Annotated in this window: 18 protein-coding genes; 11 read left to right on the top strand and 7 right to left on the bottom strand. The window is 37.0% G+C overall.

From position 1 onward, the window contains the following. Positions 1-4 precede the first annotated feature (4 nt). The 3 genes from CQ022_RS01360 to CQ022_RS01350 all read left to right on the top strand — a co-directional run bounded on the left by CQ022_RS01360 (position 5) and on the right by CQ022_RS01350 (position 1,973). Positions 5-1,144, top strand: a complete 1,140-nt coding sequence (locus CQ022_RS01360) for a tetratricopeptide repeat protein (protein WP_123864371.1) — start codon at positions 5-7, stop codon at positions 1,142-1,144. Positions 1,145-1,228: 84 nt separating this feature from the next. Beyond that, positions 1,229-1,564 carry a nuclear transport factor 2 family protein gene (locus CQ022_RS01355; protein WP_105682704.1) on the top strand — a complete coding sequence of 112 codons (336 nt, stop codon included), beginning with the start codon at positions 1,229-1,231 and terminating at the stop codon, positions 1,562-1,564. Positions 1,565-1,628: 64 nt separating this feature from the next. After that, positions 1,629-1,973 carry a YciI family protein gene (locus tag CQ022_RS01350; protein WP_079243897.1) on the top strand — a complete coding sequence of 115 codons (345 nt, stop codon included), beginning with the start codon at positions 1,629-1,631 and terminating at the stop codon, positions 1,971-1,973. A gap of 61 nt (positions 1,974-2,034) precedes the next feature. Here the strand turns inward: CQ022_RS01350 and CQ022_RS01345 are convergent, their stop codons facing one another. From CQ022_RS01345 to CQ022_RS01330, 4 genes are all read right to left on the bottom strand, one after another. Continuing rightward, a complete protein-coding gene (locus tag CQ022_RS01345) occupies positions 2,035-2,598 on the bottom strand; it encodes a DUF6624 domain-containing protein (RefSeq protein ID WP_105682705.1) in 564 nt (187 codons plus the stop codon). Positions 2,599-2,643: 45 nt separating this feature from the next. Continuing rightward, positions 2,644-3,204: an AAA family ATPase gene (locus tag CQ022_RS01340; protein WP_105682706.1), complete on the bottom strand. Its 561-nt coding sequence runs from the start codon at positions 3,202-3,204 to the stop codon at positions 2,644-2,646. Between the two features lie 64 nt (positions 3,205-3,268). Further along, on the bottom strand, positions 3,269-4,264 hold the full coding sequence (locus CQ022_RS01335) for an MsnO8 family LLM class oxidoreductase (RefSeq protein ID WP_105682707.1): 996 nt from the start codon (positions 4,262-4,264) through the stop codon (positions 3,269-3,271). A 66-nt stretch (positions 4,265-4,330) separates the two neighbouring features. Next, complete coding sequence (locus CQ022_RS01330) at positions 4,331-4,687, bottom strand: winged helix-turn-helix transcriptional regulator (RefSeq protein ID WP_105682708.1); 357 nt, start codon at positions 4,685-4,687, stop codon at positions 4,331-4,333. A 107-nt stretch (positions 4,688-4,794) separates the two neighbouring features. Between CQ022_RS01330 and CQ022_RS01325 the strand changes: the two genes are divergently transcribed. Continuing rightward, complete coding sequence (locus CQ022_RS01325; RefSeq protein WP_228421686.1) at positions 4,795-5,940, top strand: MFS transporter; 1,146 nt, start codon at positions 4,795-4,797, stop codon at positions 5,938-5,940. A 54-nt stretch (positions 5,941-5,994) separates the two neighbouring features. Here the strand turns inward: CQ022_RS01325 and CQ022_RS22845 are convergent, their stop codons facing one another. From CQ022_RS22845 to CQ022_RS01315, 3 genes are all read right to left on the bottom strand, one after another. Continuing rightward, entirely contained in the window at positions 5,995-6,159 is a 165-nt protein-coding gene (locus tag CQ022_RS22845) for a bacteriocin-like protein (protein ID WP_158521351.1), read from the bottom strand. Between the two features lie 175 nt (positions 6,160-6,334). Beyond that, on the bottom strand, positions 6,335-7,831 hold the full coding sequence (gene putP, locus CQ022_RS01320) for a sodium/proline symporter PutP (RefSeq protein WP_105682711.1): 1,497 nt from the start codon (positions 7,829-7,831) through the stop codon (positions 6,335-6,337). A 194-nt stretch (positions 7,832-8,025) separates the two neighbouring features. Further along, positions 8,026-9,321, bottom strand: a complete 1,296-nt coding sequence (locus tag CQ022_RS01315; RefSeq protein WP_105682712.1) for an Ig-like domain-containing protein — start codon at positions 9,319-9,321, stop codon at positions 8,026-8,028. A gap of 233 nt (positions 9,322-9,554) precedes the next feature. Between CQ022_RS01315 and CQ022_RS01310 the strand changes: the two genes are divergently transcribed. The 7 genes from CQ022_RS01310 to CQ022_RS01280 all read left to right on the top strand — a co-directional run bounded on the left by CQ022_RS01310 (position 9,555) and on the right by CQ022_RS01280 (position 16,853). Next, entirely contained in the window at positions 9,555-10,436 is an 882-nt protein-coding gene (locus CQ022_RS01310; RefSeq protein WP_105682713.1) for a cupin-like domain-containing protein, read from the top strand. Positions 10,437-10,563: 127 nt separating this feature from the next. Further along, positions 10,564-11,277 (top strand): hypothetical protein, encoded by a 714-nt coding sequence (locus CQ022_RS01305; protein ID WP_105682714.1) that lies wholly within the window; start codon positions 10,564-10,566, stop codon positions 11,275-11,277. Between the two features lie 56 nt (positions 11,278-11,333). Then, the gene (locus tag CQ022_RS01300; protein ID WP_105682715.1) at positions 11,334-11,870 is read left to right on the top strand and encodes a TetR/AcrR family transcriptional regulator; all 537 of its coding nucleotides are present in this window, start codon (positions 11,334-11,336) and stop codon (positions 11,868-11,870) included. Between the two features lie 12 nt (positions 11,871-11,882). Further along, positions 11,883-12,416, top strand: a complete 534-nt coding sequence (locus CQ022_RS01295) for a Crp/Fnr family transcriptional regulator (protein WP_105682716.1) — start codon at positions 11,883-11,885, stop codon at positions 12,414-12,416. Positions 12,417-12,482: 66 nt separating this feature from the next. Then, a complete protein-coding gene (locus CQ022_RS01290; protein ID WP_105682717.1) occupies positions 12,483-12,866 on the top strand; it encodes a hypothetical protein in 384 nt (127 codons plus the stop codon). A 134-nt stretch (positions 12,867-13,000) separates the two neighbouring features. Further along, on the top strand, positions 13,001-15,811 hold the full coding sequence (locus CQ022_RS01285; RefSeq protein WP_105682718.1) for a TonB-dependent receptor: 2,811 nt from the start codon (positions 13,001-13,003) through the stop codon (positions 15,809-15,811). 7 nt (positions 15,812-15,818) lie between these two features. After that, positions 15,819-16,853, top strand: a complete 1,035-nt coding sequence (locus tag CQ022_RS01280; protein WP_105682719.1) for a phytase — start codon at positions 15,819-15,821, stop codon at positions 16,851-16,853. The last annotated feature ends 92 nt before the right edge of the window (positions 16,854-16,945 follow it).

Raw genomic sequence — 16,945 nt, 5'->3', positions numbered from 1 at the left:
AACCATGATGAAACTAGGAATTTGTTTGTGTATTATTCTGTTAGGCTTTAAAAATGCAAATGCTCAATCCGCAAAAATTGATACTGAAAAGCTTCTTGAATATTATGAAACACAACGTTATGCTGAGGCCGCAACATATCTTCAGGGCATCTATCCCGGAGATACACAGGATATAAAAGCACTTTCACAAATTGCTTACTGCAATATGATGGCGGGAAAACTGACGGAAGCAGAAAAAAATTATCAAAAAATCAATACCATACAACCGAACAGTCTGCCTACTCTATTCAGTTTGGCCAATATCAATTCCAGAAGGGGAAATGCTTCTCAGGCCAAAACTTATCTTCAACAGATCATTCAACTTGACAGCCTGAATTTCAGTGCTTACAAACAGCTTGCCACCTATGCAGAAACGCCAGAAGCCAAACTCAGTTATCTGAAGAAAGCCAATACTCTTAATACCACCGACCCTGATGTGGCTTATGATCTTTCTCTAACCTACAGTGGTCTTAAACAATATCAGTCTGCTTATGATGTATTGAAAACAGCTATTGCTGCGGATACAGAAAATTTCACTTTACAACAGGCTCTGCTACCGGTAGCCAACCAGTTAACCCAATACCAGGAAGTGATTGAAACCGGTGAAAAACTCCTTAAAAACCATGCTGATGTAAATGTAATGAACGATATAGGGCAAGCGTATTTTTATGTAAAAGAATATCAGAAATGTATCAATATTTATAAAATGCTGGAAAATATGGGTGTACAAAATGAAGGAACACTCTATTTTATGGCTCTAAGCTATCGTGAACTGAAAGATTACAACAATGCAGTAGTTTATGCACAGAAGACTATTGATGAAGCCATTTCAGATCATACTCCATTTTACTATGCAGCACTTGCCGGGATTTATGAAGCCAAAAATCAGTATAACGATGCCTTGACAGCCTATAAAAGAGGATTAACTTTTGGTACCAGCACTATGATTTATTACCGCTTAGGACTTCTTTATGATCTCCATCTGAAACAGCCTAAAAGTGCGGCAACATACTATCAGATGTACCTTAAAAATAATCCGGATCAGGAAAAGGAAAAAGAACAGATTGTGTATGCAAAAGGGAGAATTTCCGACTTAAAACAGTAAAAATTCAAATCATTTTGTGATAATAGTCACAGGAGAAATATATTCTTCCCTCCTAATTTTGTACTCAACAATAAAAATTACATTATGAGCAACAGAAATCAAAATACAGCGGAACAGTTTATCCAATATTTAAATGACGAAAATTTTGAAATGGCGGAAAGTTGTCTTCATCCTGATTTTACATTTATCGGGGTATTGGGGAAAAGAGAAAATGCTTCAATATATATCAAAGACATGATGCAGATGAAGTTTAAGTATGAAATTCTAAAGGCTTTTACTGCTGGGGAAGATGTGTGTTTCTGGTACATGATTGATATGGGAGAAAAAACGATAGAAGCTTCCGGATGGTACCAGATCAAGGAGGGAAAGATTCAGTCATTGAAAGTTCTGTTTGATCCCAGACCTTTATTGGATAAATAAAAACACATTAAAAACGCTGTCCCTGTTCATCTATCTTAATCGTCATAAAAAAAAGAATATGATTATGAAAGAATTTGCATTGATCTTCAGACTGAAAGACATTTCTGATTTTAAACCTTCTCCTGAACAGATCCGGGAGCGCATGATCTGGCTTGGAAACATTGCTGCACAAAACAAACTGGTGGATGAAGGAAATACTTTATTACCCGCTCCGGGAGCTGCCAAAACTGTAAAACCAGATAATATGGTAACGGATGGCCCTTATACCGAGATCAAAGAATTCATTAGTGGATATATTATTGTACGGGCAGAATCTATTGATGAAGCCGTTGAAATAGCGAAAGGAAACCCAATTTTTAAAATTGGAGGAAATATTGAAGTTCGTGAAGTCTTGAAGACCGGCAAGTAAGGTGGAATTTGGGAGGAATTACAGTTTAAGTTGAAAATTTCTTCATGCATTCAGCATTGCTTTAAATCCATCCTGTTTTTTTTCTCCAAACCGTATATTCCCCATCTTTGCTATCAATTTCCGGAATATCTTCAGGTTCCGGAATTTTATGAATTTCTGCATTGGAGAATATGGGCAGATTTACCTTTTCACGCTCTACATTTAAGTTCTCTTTGTTTTCTACCGGATAAATTGTTCCTTCAGCGGTCAACTGTGTCCCATATTTTTGAGGTTTACTCTGAAAAACCTGAATCCGGTCGTATAAATAGGCTTTATGGATAGGATTAATATCATTATAATGCTCTTCCATCATAACATAGCATGTCTTCATAAATTCTGGTTCACCAATCGCATGCTGAATAATAAGCCACACTGCATCATTTGCTTTCTCACCTACTTTTGAGATGGTAGGATAACCAATTTGTGCTATAATTTCCCTCAGCCGTTTTGCATTGGCTCTATGAATCTCTTCCATTTCGGGATGATAGCCTCCGGAAAGCTGCCCTGCTTCCAACAGTTTTTCTCTGACCGACAGATCTTTGCCAGCCAGCTCGATCAGTTCTTTTTCAAAAGTAGGATTGTTCATATGATAAATAATAATTGATGATGATTGATGATGATTGACCGATATTCAACTTGACATAAAAATTGTATCAAGAATAAAGCGTGCCCTGTTTTCCACTGAAACTTTCGGAACTTCTATGATATTATATTCATATTCCCGATATATTTCTTTCATACACTCAAAAGTTTCCACCGCCTTTTCAAAGGTCTGTTTTCTTTCCGGATCATTTTCATAAATCTCTTTCCATGGGGGAAGAATAAAAACAGGGTTATGATAAACCATAGCTCTTGCTTTTGCTTCCATAGATGCCGGAATGATAATATTTTCAAGCCTCATATAACCGAGAGTATCCAATATTCCACGATCAAAGAAAACAGGCGCTGTAGAATTCATATGACGTATTTTCTGGTAAGTTTTTACAGATTCTTCAAACATGAGTGCTGCAAAAAGTTCTTTATTAAGCCATGGAAGGCCTTTCCCACCGGAATCAATCTGTTCTTTAATGATTTTCCTTCCTTCTTCAGGTACTGTTGTCAATTCATGACGGTCTAATTCTTCCAGCAACCTTGTTTTTCCTGCTCCGGGACCTCCGGTAATGATATACAATGTTGAAATATTCTGCTTCATGGGTGTACATTCTAGTGTATTTATAACCCCATAGCACAACAGAATTTTCATAGAGGCTGTAGGGTTATTTATTGTTTTTAATGATACTTTTATAAGTGTTGATACGATCTTCTTCCCGGTACATATTACACAATATCAGGAGATCATCTGTATTGTACCTTTCCGCAACCTGATGTAATTTCTGATCTACAGATTGGGGTGTTTCAATCATAATTCTGTTTAAAACAGTAAAGAATTCTTCTTCATCTTGTGTTCCTAAAACCCTCTGCTCTACCACTTCAGGGGAAAGAACAGCATCAGGACTGACTAACTGTCGGGATTGTAAAAACTGATAAGCCATTCCATAGGCATTTCGTCTGGCTTCTTCAATATTGTCTGCTACAGACAGGGCTACAGCAACCTGTAAAGAAGGCTTGGGAAAATATTGCGTTGCATCAAATTCTCTGAGATAAGCATCCGTATTTTCCTTTCCATTTTCGCTATTCATAAAAGCCGCAAATGAATATCCAACTCCATGTTTTGCCGCTTCCCGGGCAGAGGTCATTCCTGAACCCAGCCACATGATTTCCGGGATATGCTGCACATGAGTAGGCTGTGCAATAAGCCCATCATATACACCTTCTTCCTCTCGTATGAATTGAATGATCTCTTCCAGCTTTGTTTCCATATTGGATAAAACTACCGGTTTATGGTTATTCAGTGCCATGACAGCATCTTTTAATCCTCCCGGCGCTTTTCCCAACCCGAGAATAAACCGTTCAGGATAAAGGGTCGACAGCATTTTGGACCACTCCGCAATTTTATACGCAGAATAGTTCCGCATCATAATACCGGCTGTTCCTACTTTGATACGGTTTGTTTTACTGAGAACGATAGCAGCTAATAATTCAGGGCTGGAACTTCCATAAGCTTCTACGCCATGATGTTCGGAATACATAATGCTATGAAATCCTATTTCTTCAGCCCATACAGCAAGGTTAATACTGTTTTTCAATGCGGATGCTGCATTGCCCCCCATGGTGGTGGGTGACTGATCTAATATCCCCAGTTTCAGCTTCATACTATTGAATCAATTTTATGGTGAAGTTATGAAAAAAGCGTTACGTAATGGAAAAATATAATCTTATCATTCTTTAGGCGGGAAGACAATTCCTTCATCCTTAATCAGCTCATAGCCAAACTTCATAATGGTTTCAATCACCGGAATGGCTTTTTTCCCTTTTTCTGTAAGACTATATTCTACTTTTGGAGGAACTACGGGAAATACTTCTCTGTAAATCATTTCTTTAGCTTCCAGTTCGCGCAGCTGACTGGTCAGCATCTTGTCGGTGATATGCGGAATGTCTTTTTTAAGTTCACTAAAACGAAGAGGTTTCTCCTGTAATCTCCACAGAATAGGCATTTTCCAGGTTCCTCCGATATGACTTAAAGCAAATTCAATGGGAGTATAGTACAATCTTTTATCATGGAAAAATTCAGGCATAACAATTTTTTTTGAGGGTCACTTTCAAAAAGGTAAGTATAGAACTAAAAGGTAAGTATATAGTTTTCTGAAAGTCTATTCTGCAAATTTGCAAAAAAATAATGAAAATGAACAGAAATCTTTATGTGCTGGCACTCGGTGTTTTCGGAATTACCACTACTGAATTCGGAGTGATTGGAGTATTGCCAGAAATAGCTTCTACATTCCGGATATCCATTGAAAAAGCAGGCTGGCTGCTGAGTACCTTTGCATTAATTGTTGCCGTTTTTGGGCCTTTTATGCTGATGATATTATCTTCATTCAAAAGAAAGAATCTGCTACTTTTGTCTCTATTTATTTTTGTCGCCGCCAATATTTTTTCTGCCTGTATCACCAATTTTTATCTGCTGCTTGCCGTCAGAATGATTCCCGCATTTTTTCATCCGGTATACTGGTCCATTGCCTTATCTGCTGCCGGACAGACCTCAGATCCTAAAGAGAAATCAAAAGCGGTAAGCATTATTTTTTCAGGCCTTACCCTAGCCACCGTCATGGGAGTTCCACTGGCTACCTTTATGTCTGATCTGTTTTCCTGGCAGTCTTCTTTTTTACTTACTGCTTTTATTAATGGCGTTGCTCTGGCAGGAGTATGGATTTATTTACCATCGATTCAAAATACCCATGCATCATCAAATCAGTTTCCCTTTAAAATATTTAACAGTAAACATCTATGGATTGGGCTTTTCCTGGCATTCTTTACGATTACAGCAATGTACTCAACCTATGGTTATATGGCAGAATTTTTAAAGAGTATTACCAAAATGAACGGAAAACAGATCAGTCTGATGCTCTTCCTGTTTGGAACAGTGGGAATTGCAGGAAATAAAATTGCGGGAAAATATATGAGCAGATTTCCGTTTCAGACCACTCTTATATTTCTCATTCTGTTATCTGGTATTCATTTTCTGATTGGGCATTATGGCAGTCATTTTGTAATCATGACTCTGATCGTGGGATGCTGGGGATTGGTTCATTCCGGAGGGTTTCTGATCAGTAATATGAATGTAACCTCATCTGTTTCGGATTCTTCAGAGTTCATCAACAGTATTTTTACTTCCTGCGGAAACTTTGCTGTTACTGCCGGCACTCTATTCGGAGGATTCTGGATTGCCCGTTATGGGATAGAAAATACAATATGGTCAAGCATTATAGGATTAACTCTCGCTCTTATACTGGTGCTTATCAAAAGGAAGTATACAGAAACTAAACTTTAATATAAAAAATACAATCTTCCTTATTCCGGAAGGTTTCTTTCTTTATAAAGATGATTATGCACATCTGATATCAGCACAACCGCCACCACCTCCATTTCCGTTTTTGTAATAACATGCTGATGTAGGGCATCCACATGCTATACACTCACTCTCTGCAGGTGGACGACCGCCCGTGATTGTTTTTAAACTTTGTCTCGCGATTTTCTTTAGATTTTTCATAATAAATAAGTTTTTGGTTTGAAATAACAAAATAGTAAAAAAATGTAAACCATCTTTAATACAGATTATTAAATAGCAATACATTAAAATATAATAGGCTGGGAAAAATGAAAAAGATATACCCTCACTGTTGAGCAAGGGTATATTATTGTTGTATAATTGCAAAAGTTCTATATTACTCCTGCATTATTTTTTTAACTTCATTAAACTCGCTTTCAATAACAGCATCTGGTTGATAGGTTGATAATGAAACAATCACATTAGTCAACAGAGAAAGGGCAAACCCAGGAATGATTTCGTACCAGTCTTTTAATGGATGCTGAAGATAGACCCATGCTAAGACCGTAATTCCTCCTACCATCATCCCGGCAAAACCTCCCTGCCATGTTGCCTTTTTCCATAAAAGAGACAGCAGGATCAACGGTCCGAATGCAGAACCAAAGCCGGCCCATGCATTTCCTACAAGATTAAGAATACTATCCTTGGGATCCAGGGATAAAAGTACCGCAATGACGGCTACGAGTAAAACAGAAAGTCTGCTCGCCATTAATAATTGCTTGGAAGTTGCTTTTTTATTAAGAAAAGCTTTGTAAATATCTTCTGTTAATGAACTTGAAGTCACCAATAACTGGGAAGAAATCGTACTCATTACTGCTGCGAGAATGGCTGTAAGTAAAAATCCTGCAATAAACGGATGGAATAATATACGGGAGAAATAAATAAAAATAGTTTCTGCTTCCGTCTTTGATCCGTCAAACTTCATCATAGTATTCATATCGAACTTTTGCAGATAAGCGATTCCTACCAATCCTATGGCCAGAGCTCCTGCAACAGTAAAGATCATCCATGTAATCCCTATACGTCTTGCTTTAATCAGATCTTTCGGTTTATCAATAGCCATAAAACGGACCAGAATATGAGGCTGACCACAATATCCTAATCCCCATGCCAATAAAGACACAATACTTACGGTGGTGGTTCCTCTGAACAGATCCAGATATTTTGGATTTTTTGCTTCAATCAGGGAAAACGTCTCTCCCACACTTCCGATTTGAGTAATCGCTACAATAGGAACAATCACCAATGCCAACACCATGATGGTGCCTTGCACAAAATCAGTAAGACTTACTGCCAGAAATCCACCTAGAAATGTATACAGCACTACTACCAGACTTGTCAGGAGCAAGCCTACAGTATAATCCATCCCGAAAGCTGATTCGAATAATTTTCCTCCGGATACCATTCCTGCAGAAGTGTACAGAGTAAAAAATACCAGAATAAAAATAGAGGATGTGATTTTCAGAAGCTGATTTTTATTTTTAAACCTGTTTTCAAAAAATACAGGTAGCGTAATGGCATTCTGCGCCACTTCTGTATAAATTCTGAGCCTTGGGGCTACAATAATATAATTGAGATAAGCTCCAATGGTTAAGCCTATCGCAATCCAGGAACTTGAAATTCCGGACAGATACATTGCTCCCGGAACGCCCATCAAAAGCCATCCGCTCATATCGGCTGCCCCTGCAGACAGTGCTGTTACGGCTGCTCCCATTTTTCGGCCGCCAATTAAAAATTCTTCTGAATTACTTGTTGATTTTCTATAAGAATATATGCCTATACCTATCATTAATAACAGATATAACCCCACAGAAATCCCTTCATATACTTGCATATCACTATTTTTACGAAGCCGAATATAACCTTTTTTTGAAAAAGGTTAAATCTTCTTCCATCCACAGAATCTTATGAAAAGGCTAAAAAAACCAGGAAATCAATACAATTTTAACACACTATCAAAAATATAATCAAGGATAAAAGAAATTCATTTTCAGATCCTCCATATTAATTATCCCTTTATGAAAAAGGCTATTTATTGCCGGTTTTAAACTTTATAAGAAGTTTCTCGTCTCTTAGAGGATGACCTTCTTTAGAAATAAAACCTTTATTGGTAAGCACAAACTCATACTCTTTATTGGGTTTAAGATCTACTAATACCAGCAAAGTTTTATTATTGTTTTCCATCCCTGCTATTTTTGTCATTGGATTATATTCTTTTCCCTTATCAGACAGATTGAAGGAATATTTCCCGGGAACCATTTCCTGTGAAAAAGTAATCCGGAGTTCTTTTGTATCCGCATTTACATCTTCGGAACCATTGGCTGGGTCCATTTTCACTACATAAGGTAATTTACTCTGATATTCTTTGGCAAGCTTATCAATTTTTTCTTTGAAAAATTTTGATTTGTCCAGAAAGTCTTCCACAGATTTATTATCACTATAGTTCAGTTCAATAATATCTTTGATGGCCTGTTTTTTATCTTTTGCATTCTGGTAGTACATTTTACTGATCACATATCCTACATAATAACCCAAATCTGCACCTTCTCCTTTTTGTCTTCCATTATAAAACCAGTTGGCAAGATTACTGGTAAACATTTCTTTTTTAAACTGGGCTTTAACTTCAACGTCATGAGCAATTCCATAAGAAATATATTTTCTTTGCGGAGATTCTTTCATCGCAAGTTCGGCAATCAGATCGCATGATCCTTCCTTTATAGCCTGATTTAAAACTCTATTTTGATATCCGGTCTGCTGGGTATGTATATATTCGTGAATATTTAGGAAAACTATATTATCCAGAGACTGGTTTGCAAAAAGACTCTTCAACCATTCATCTTTGAATTCTGAAGTATCTGTAGACGGAAGTCCGGTGGCAAGTTCAGCCCCTACCATTACCATATTGCCGCTCACTGTTCCTCCCGCGTTAAGCCCTCCAATGGTAAAATACATTTCAGCATCTTTAAGGGCGGGATATAACTCCTTCAGTCTGGCAACACTGGCCTCCAGTTCTTGGGTCTTGGTTTTTATTGTTAAAGTATTCGGTCTGACTGAATTCCAGAATTTCGGATACTGGTCAATGACTTTTACATAAACGCTATCATTGTAATTTCTGGCCTTCATAAAAGCTTTCAGCCCTTTTGTTGCTTTGTCGGTATAAAGTTTTTTAATAAGATCCAGCTTTCCGGAATGATCATTTGTTTTTTGAATGCTGTCATAAGCCACCCAAAAGTTATCAATATCTGAAGTAAAAATCTTGGCTGATTTTTGCGAAAAGGCAGTGCAAAATACAAGTGAAAAAATAATTGTAGTAAAACTTCTCATGGTTATTTTAAGAGAACAATTATACATACAATTATTGTATCTCACAAATATCTTTTACATCGTAAAGACCGCAGATATCAAAGGAACAGAGGGTAAATTCACACCATAATAACTCTAAAAAAATGAAGTACAAATAGTAATTTGTTATTTATTTATATTAATTCCAAATAATTTTAATTCTTTCCATTTTATTGTCGCAAATATTTAATACTTTAGCTTAATAATTTGAACGAATGGGAATAATCCTTAAACCAATTGATATTGTAGATGACATTTCACAAGAAGATTTCCGTGAAAAATATCTAAAGCCATGTAAGCCAGTGGTAATCAGAAATATGGCAAGAAAGTGGCCCGCCTATCAAAAGTGGACGATGGATTACATGAAGGAAGTAGTAGGCGACGTTGAAGTTCCCCTTTATGATAGTGCCAAAGCAGATCCAGCCGCTCCCATCAATACACCGACTACGAAAATGCCTTTTCGTGATTATGTTGACCTTATTCAGAGAGAGCCTACTGATCTGAGAATTTTCTTCTTTGATCCTATAAAATTTGCGCCAAAATTGTTGGAAGACTATGTTCCGCCAAAGAATCTTATGGGTGGATTTTTAGATAAATATCCTAGTATGTTTTTCGGAGGTAAAGGTTCTGTGACTTTTCTTCATTATGATATTGATATGCCGCATATTTTCCATACTCACTTCAATGGAAGAAAGCATGTTCTTCTGTTTGAATACAAATGGAAAACACGTCTGTATAAACTTCCTTATGCCACATATGCACTGGAAGATTATGATATCGCCAATCCTGATTTTGAAAAATTCCCGGCATTGGACGGTATTGAAGGAATTGAATGCTTCCTGGAACACGGAGATACCTTATTCATGCCTACAGGTTGGTGGCACTGGATGAAATATCTGGATGGATCATTCTCTATTTCCCTGCGTGCCTGGGACAAAAGCTGGGCTGTAAAAGCACATTCTCTTTGGAATCTTGCTGTTCAGCGTAATTTTGATAATTTCATGAAAGGACGATACAAAAAAAGGTATATGGACTGGAAAGAAAGAAAAGCTGTAGAAAAAGCCCATATCGCTTTGAAAAAAGGACTACCAAAATAGAATAAAACCTTTTTTAGATAATTAATGAGTGGATGATTTAACCAGAATCATCCACTTTTTTTATCGACCTTAAAGATGTAATTCAAAAATTAGTTAACTTGCAAACGTTCCCTTAATATAACTACAAATGTTTGAAAAGTTGATAGATAGTTTTGAAAAACTATGCTTACAGATTATTATTGAAATACTGTTGGTTCCGGTAACCATTTTCAAGTTGTTTCAGGATCCCCGCCGCTGTTATGATCTTTCTGTACATGAGATGGAAAAAGAAGAAACCGAGCGTTTTCAGGACTACCTTTCACCCATAAAACTTTCTGTTTATACCTCTGTGATCATCTCTGTGCTTTTAATGGATTATGGGGGTGAGCATAATATTATTTCGAAGATCAAGGGGCTAAGTATGGTGGAAAAAGCTCTGTTTATATTCCTCATGAATAATATTACTGCGGTCATTTTCAGTGTCGCTTTATTGTGGTACAAAAAAGAGAAAGTCAATACAGTAACTTTCCGAACCTTATTATTTTCTTTTATTTATACAACCGTATATACGTCTACTCCATTTTTTATATTAATTATTTCAGCTATGTTTCTGGGGCAAACCATGAATGTAAAAGCTTATGTGGATCATCTTGGGATGGTGAATGAATATGGAACAAGAGAGTATCTGTTTTTACTAGTCTGTCTGGTTTTTATCATTGTTGGAACGATTGGTATTGTTAAGCTTTTCAAAGCGCTGCACTACATCCTCAAGAATAATTTCACCTATCATCCTTATATCGTTTGGTTTTTCACACTGCTTTTTTTTATTATCCAGCTGTATTATACGCAAGGTTTCATTTAGACACCAACACATACCAATCTGTTCATATTTGCTTACCTTTGTAAAAATTTTACCTTATGCTCAAACCTCGTGAAAGAATACTAAGCACCGCTATGGTTCTTTTCCATAGACAGGGCTATAACAATACAGGTATCAATCAGGTCATTGATGAGGCTCACGTATCAAAAGCAAGCTTTTACCAGCATTTCAAATCTAAAGATGACCTTTGCATCGAATTTCTTAATAAAAGGTATGATTACTGGGTTGCTGAACTTGAAAAATTTACATCAGAAGCAGAAACGGTACAGGAAAAAATCCTGAAGTCATTTGATTTTTTGATGGATATGAACAAAAGAGAAGATTTCAGAGGATGCAGTTTCCTGAATATTTTATCTGAAATTCCTGCTGATAAGGAAGAAATTTACAAAGTAATCCGCTATCATAAAAACAAACTCAGAGAATGCTTCAATGAAGACATTCAAAACGATATGGTTTCAGCTCATGTTTACCTTCTTTTTGAAAGTTCAATCCTGACCAGCCAGCTGTACAGGTCTAATGAACTGATCGAAAAATCTAAAATTATTGTAAAGGAAGTACTGAGCAACTCACTTTAATCCTTTTCAGATATGCACATTCCGGATATTCATTCTTTTTTTAAATCAGATCTTCATGTATTATCTGAAGTTACGTATCCTGCTAAAACCATCCTGCTTGAAGAAGGAAAAGTTTCAGATAAGATGTTCCTGGTAAAAAACGGAGCTTTAAGAGTATTTTTCTATCAGGATGGAAAAGAACTTACATTAGAATTTATTACAGAAAATCAAGCCGTTTCATCTTTTAACAGCTTCCTGAATGGCACCCGAAGTGAATTTATCATAGAAACACTGGAATCTTCCACCGTATATGAGATGCATGTAGATATTTTTCGTAAACTCATGGAAGGTCAGGAGTTCCAGCAAACTTTTCATCCTCTTTTTTACAGGCGTTTCAGTGAAATTAATAATCGGCTGGTTTCTTTTATTAAAGATTCTCCACAGAAAAGATATGAACAGCTTTTAAAAGACAGGCCAGAGCTTCTTCTCCGTTTCCCACAACATTATATAGCTTCCTACCTGGGAATTACCAGTGTTTCACTAAGCAGAATCAGAAACCGCAGATAATTTCTTTACAATTGTTATCGTTTACTGACCCATCTCTGAGATAATTTTGTTTCAAATAATAAAGTTATGAAACATTTTATCCAACAGGTTTTCAGCGAAGTTCTGGAAAATCCTGCATTTGACGAATTACTCATTGAAAAGTATTTCTCGAAAGATTATATCCAATTAGTTGACCGCCAGCAATTAAATTATCAAGAATTTGTTCTTCATATTAAAAAACTGAAAGAAAAAGTGGCAGAACAAAAGATTGAGTTCATCAGCCATGCTGAAAATAGCAACATCATCTTTACTCATCATGTGGTAAATTCTAAATTAAAAGACGGAAGTTTTGTTATCCATAAAGTACTGGCAGAATTTACCATTCAGAATAATAAGATCATACGATGTGATGAACTGACTGTAGTATTGGAAGGAAATCAAGCCGAAAAAAATCTGGGATCTGAAATGTAGAGCATAAAACGATATTGCTTTACCGTATTAAGTTTCTATATTAACAATTCTTAAGATAATCTTAATTTTCCCTTCAACACTTTTTCCAAACAGACGTTTAATTTTGTTGCGATTTTTATCTAAAACTAAGAAAAGTGAAAAAAATTTTTACGTCTGTTTTATTTTGTGCTTCAATTTTTTTCTATGCACAAACCGGTTCTCTTTCCGGAAATATCAACGATGATTCGAAGATAGCCCTGCCAGGAGCCAAGATTTCCCTAAGTCCGGGAAATATTTATACAACTTCTGATGAACATGGAAACTTTGTATTCCTGAATGTTCCACCAGGAACTTACACCATGAAAATTGATTATCTCGGTTATGGGGTACATGAATATAATGTAACGGTAGAATCTGAGAAAAATACCCGTCAGAATATTATTTTTGACAAGAAAGAAACGTCTATTGCAGAAGTTGTAGTCTCAGGATCCACTTTAAAAAATCAGGCCAGAGCTTTAAACAAGCAAAAAAATAACGCCAATATTACCAATGTAATTTCTTCGGATCAGATCGGTCGTTTTCCTGATGCCAATATCGGGGATGCCCTGAAACGTGTACCGGGAATTACCATACAGAATGATCAGGGTGAAGCCAGAAATCTTATCATCAGAGGGCTTGCACCGAATCTAAACTCCGTTACCCTGAATGGAGACAGAATTCCGTCTGCTGAAGGAGATAACCGTAATGTTCAGATGGACCTGATTCCTTCTGACATGATCTCTACAATAGAAGTTAATAAAACCCTGACTCCGGATATGGATGCCGATGCCATCGGAGGTTCTGTAAACCTTATTACCAGAGCTTCCCCGAACGGACAGAGGATTTCTGCGACAGTTGCAGGAGGATACAATCCCATTCGTGAAAAAGGAAATTATACAGCGGGATTTGTGTATGGAAATAGATTTTTGGATAAAAAACTAGGAGCTGTATTCAGTTTTTCTTATAATAACAACAATTTTGGTTCAGATAATATTGAACCTGTATGGAGCCAGGCTAATGATCTTGCCCAAACGGTGTATGTCAGCAAAATGGGGGTACGTTATTATAATGAGCATCGTATCAGACACAGTTTTGACCTTAATATGGATTATGAATTTAATTCTAAAAACAAGATCTACGCTTCTGCCATGTACAATTTCAGAAATGATAAAGAAACCAGACTGGCATTAGGATATAAAATAAAACCTGTCTACAGCGCCGATGAAACGGAGATTACGGATTGGAAAGGCAGTATTACAAGACAGAATAAAGGCGGTGATGCCGATAATGACAATACCCGTCTGGAAAAGCAGAAAGTTCAGAACTATGCTTTAAGAGGAGAACATTTATTAGGTTCTAAAGTAGATCTTGACTGGTCTGTCAACTATGCCATTGCAAGTGAAGATAAGCCTCATCAGCGTTATATAGAGTTTGAAAACAGCAAAATGAACTTCTCTCCAGACCTTAGTAATCCTGAAAAGCCGACATTTAATCTCTTGGCAGCAGACAATCTTGGCAGCTACAAACTGAGTGATCTTTCGGATGCCAACAACTTTACACAGGAAAAAGAATTGGGAGCAAAAGTGAATGTACGTTTTCCTTTTTCTGTGATTGATGGTCAGAAAGGGCGTCTTCGTACCGGGTTCCGTATGCGTTTGAAGAAGAAAGAAAGAGAGAATGATTTCTATGCTTTCACTCCAGTCAATAGTATGGGAAGTCTCTTATCTGTACCAACGATCAATCTTGATGGTCAGAATTTCCAGGCCGGGAATTATGTTCCGGGAACATTTGTTGATCCTTCATTCCTTGGAAGCCTGGATTTATTCAATCCAAATTTATTTAACGGTAAGCTGAAACCTGAAAAGTACCTTTCCAGCAACTACAGTGCAAAAGAGCAAATCTATGCAGGTTACATCCGTTGGGATCAGGATTTCAATGATCAATTATCCATGATTGTTGGAGCACGTATTGAAACTACCCAGATAGATTACACCGGAAATTATGTGATGAATGAAAAAGATCTGGTAGGACAAATTAATAATACGAATACATACACAAACGTACTTCCTAATATTTCCTTCAAATATGTTCCGATGCAGGATCTTGTACTTCGGGCAGCATTTACAACAGCTCTTGCCCGCCCGAACTATTATTCACTGGTTCCTTATCTGAATGTTATTTCAGAGGATGAGATCGTTGCAGCAGGAAATCCAAACTTAAAGGCAACCTATGCTTATAATTTTGATTTCATGGCAGAAAAATATTTTAAGTCTGTGGGAATTCTTTCCGGAGGAATTTTCTATAAAAACCTGAACGACTTTATTTATACCTATTCCAAAAGAAATTATACGGCTAATGACTTTGCCAGTGATTTCGCAGGACAGTCCAACCCTATTCCTGCAGGAGAAAGCAACTGGAAGTTTACCCAGCAGCGCAATGGTGACAATGTAGACATTTATGGTTTTGAAGTGGCTTTACAAAGACAGCTTGATTTTATTCCCGGAGCTTTCTGGAAAGGACTTGGAGTGTACGTAAATTATACCTATACCAAATCCAAAGCAAAAGGAATTACCAATGAAGATGGAATTGAAAGAACAGATGTAGGACTTCCGGGGGCAGCACCTCATATGTTTAACGGATCTCTTTCCTGGGAGAACAAACGTTTTTCAGCAAGGGTTTCCATGAACTATACCTCTCATTATATTGATGAGCTGGGTGGCAAGGCGTTTGATGACCGTTATTATGACAAACAGTTTTTCCTTGATGCCAATGCTTCCTATAAAATTACCAGTCAGCTTAGAGTTTTCGCAGAAGCCAATAATCTTACCAATCAGCCGTTAAGATACTATCAAGGTATCCAAAGCAGAACCGCTCAGGCTGAATATTACAGACCAAGGTTTACGATGGGAGTGAAATTTGATTTTTAAAATACACATGAAAAACATACATTATATAGTAGCCCTTTCAGTTCTTCCTCTTGTGATCAACTGTACCGGGCAGAAAGAAGTAACAGAAAAATTAAAACCTACAGTGATCACAGAAACAGTGATCCATGATACGGATGATCCCGCCATATGGATCAATCCTCAGGATGCTTCAAAAAGTATCATTATCGGAACAGATAAGGATACAGACGGTGGATTGTACGCCTTCGATCTTAACGGAAAAATCATCAATAAGGTTTTAGGACTGAAACGTCCCAATAATGTCGATATTGAATATGGTTTTATGCTCAATGGTAAAAAAACAGATATCGCAGCAGTAACGGAAAGAGAAACCAACAAAGTAAAACTTTATACACTTCCAGAATTGAGAGAAACTGGAGAGATTTCTGTATTTGACGGAGAATCAGAACGTGGACCGATGGGAGTTTCCATGTATAAAAATCCGGCAACAGGAGAAATATTTGTCATTGCCGGAAGAAAATCAGGACCAAGTGACGGCTACCTTTGGCAGTACAAGCTGACTGAAAAGAATAGATCTGTTACCGGTGAGGTGGTTCGTAAATTTGGAAAATACAGTGGTCTGAAGGAGATTGAAAGTATTGCAGTAGATGACGAAATGGGCTATATTTATTATTCTGATGAGCAGTTCGGGGTTCACAAATATTATGCAGATCCGGAGAAAGGCAATGAGGAATTATCCGTTTTCGGGAAAGGGGATTTTAAATCTGATGTGGAAGGAATTTCCATCTACCCTACTTCTAAAGGGAAAGGATATATCCTGGTTTCCAATCAGCAGAATGATACCTTCAATGTTTATTTAAGAGAGGATCAGTCAAAAGGAAGAATTGCAGAAATTCCGGTTTCTACCCTGGAAAGTGATGGTTCTGAGGTGACGAATGTTAATTTGGGTTCAAAATTTCCCAAAGGCGTTTTTGTTGCCATGAGTAATGGCAGAGTCTTTCACTTTTATGACTGGAGAATGGTTGAGAAAGCCATCAAATCAGCCGGAAAAGCTACTAAATAAAAAAATAACTTTTACACCATTAAGGTGGATAAGATTGTAAGAGTATTAAGTTGAGTCGAATAGTCATTGCGAACCAAAGGTGAAGCAATTTC

This window comes from Chryseobacterium culicis (assembly GCF_002979755.1).
Taxonomy (GTDB): domain Bacteria; phylum Bacteroidota; class Bacteroidia; order Flavobacteriales; family Weeksellaceae; genus Chryseobacterium; species Chryseobacterium culicis_A.
The sequence above is the reverse complement of the archived record's forward strand: the minus strand, read 5'-3'. Positions and strand labels throughout refer to the sequence as shown.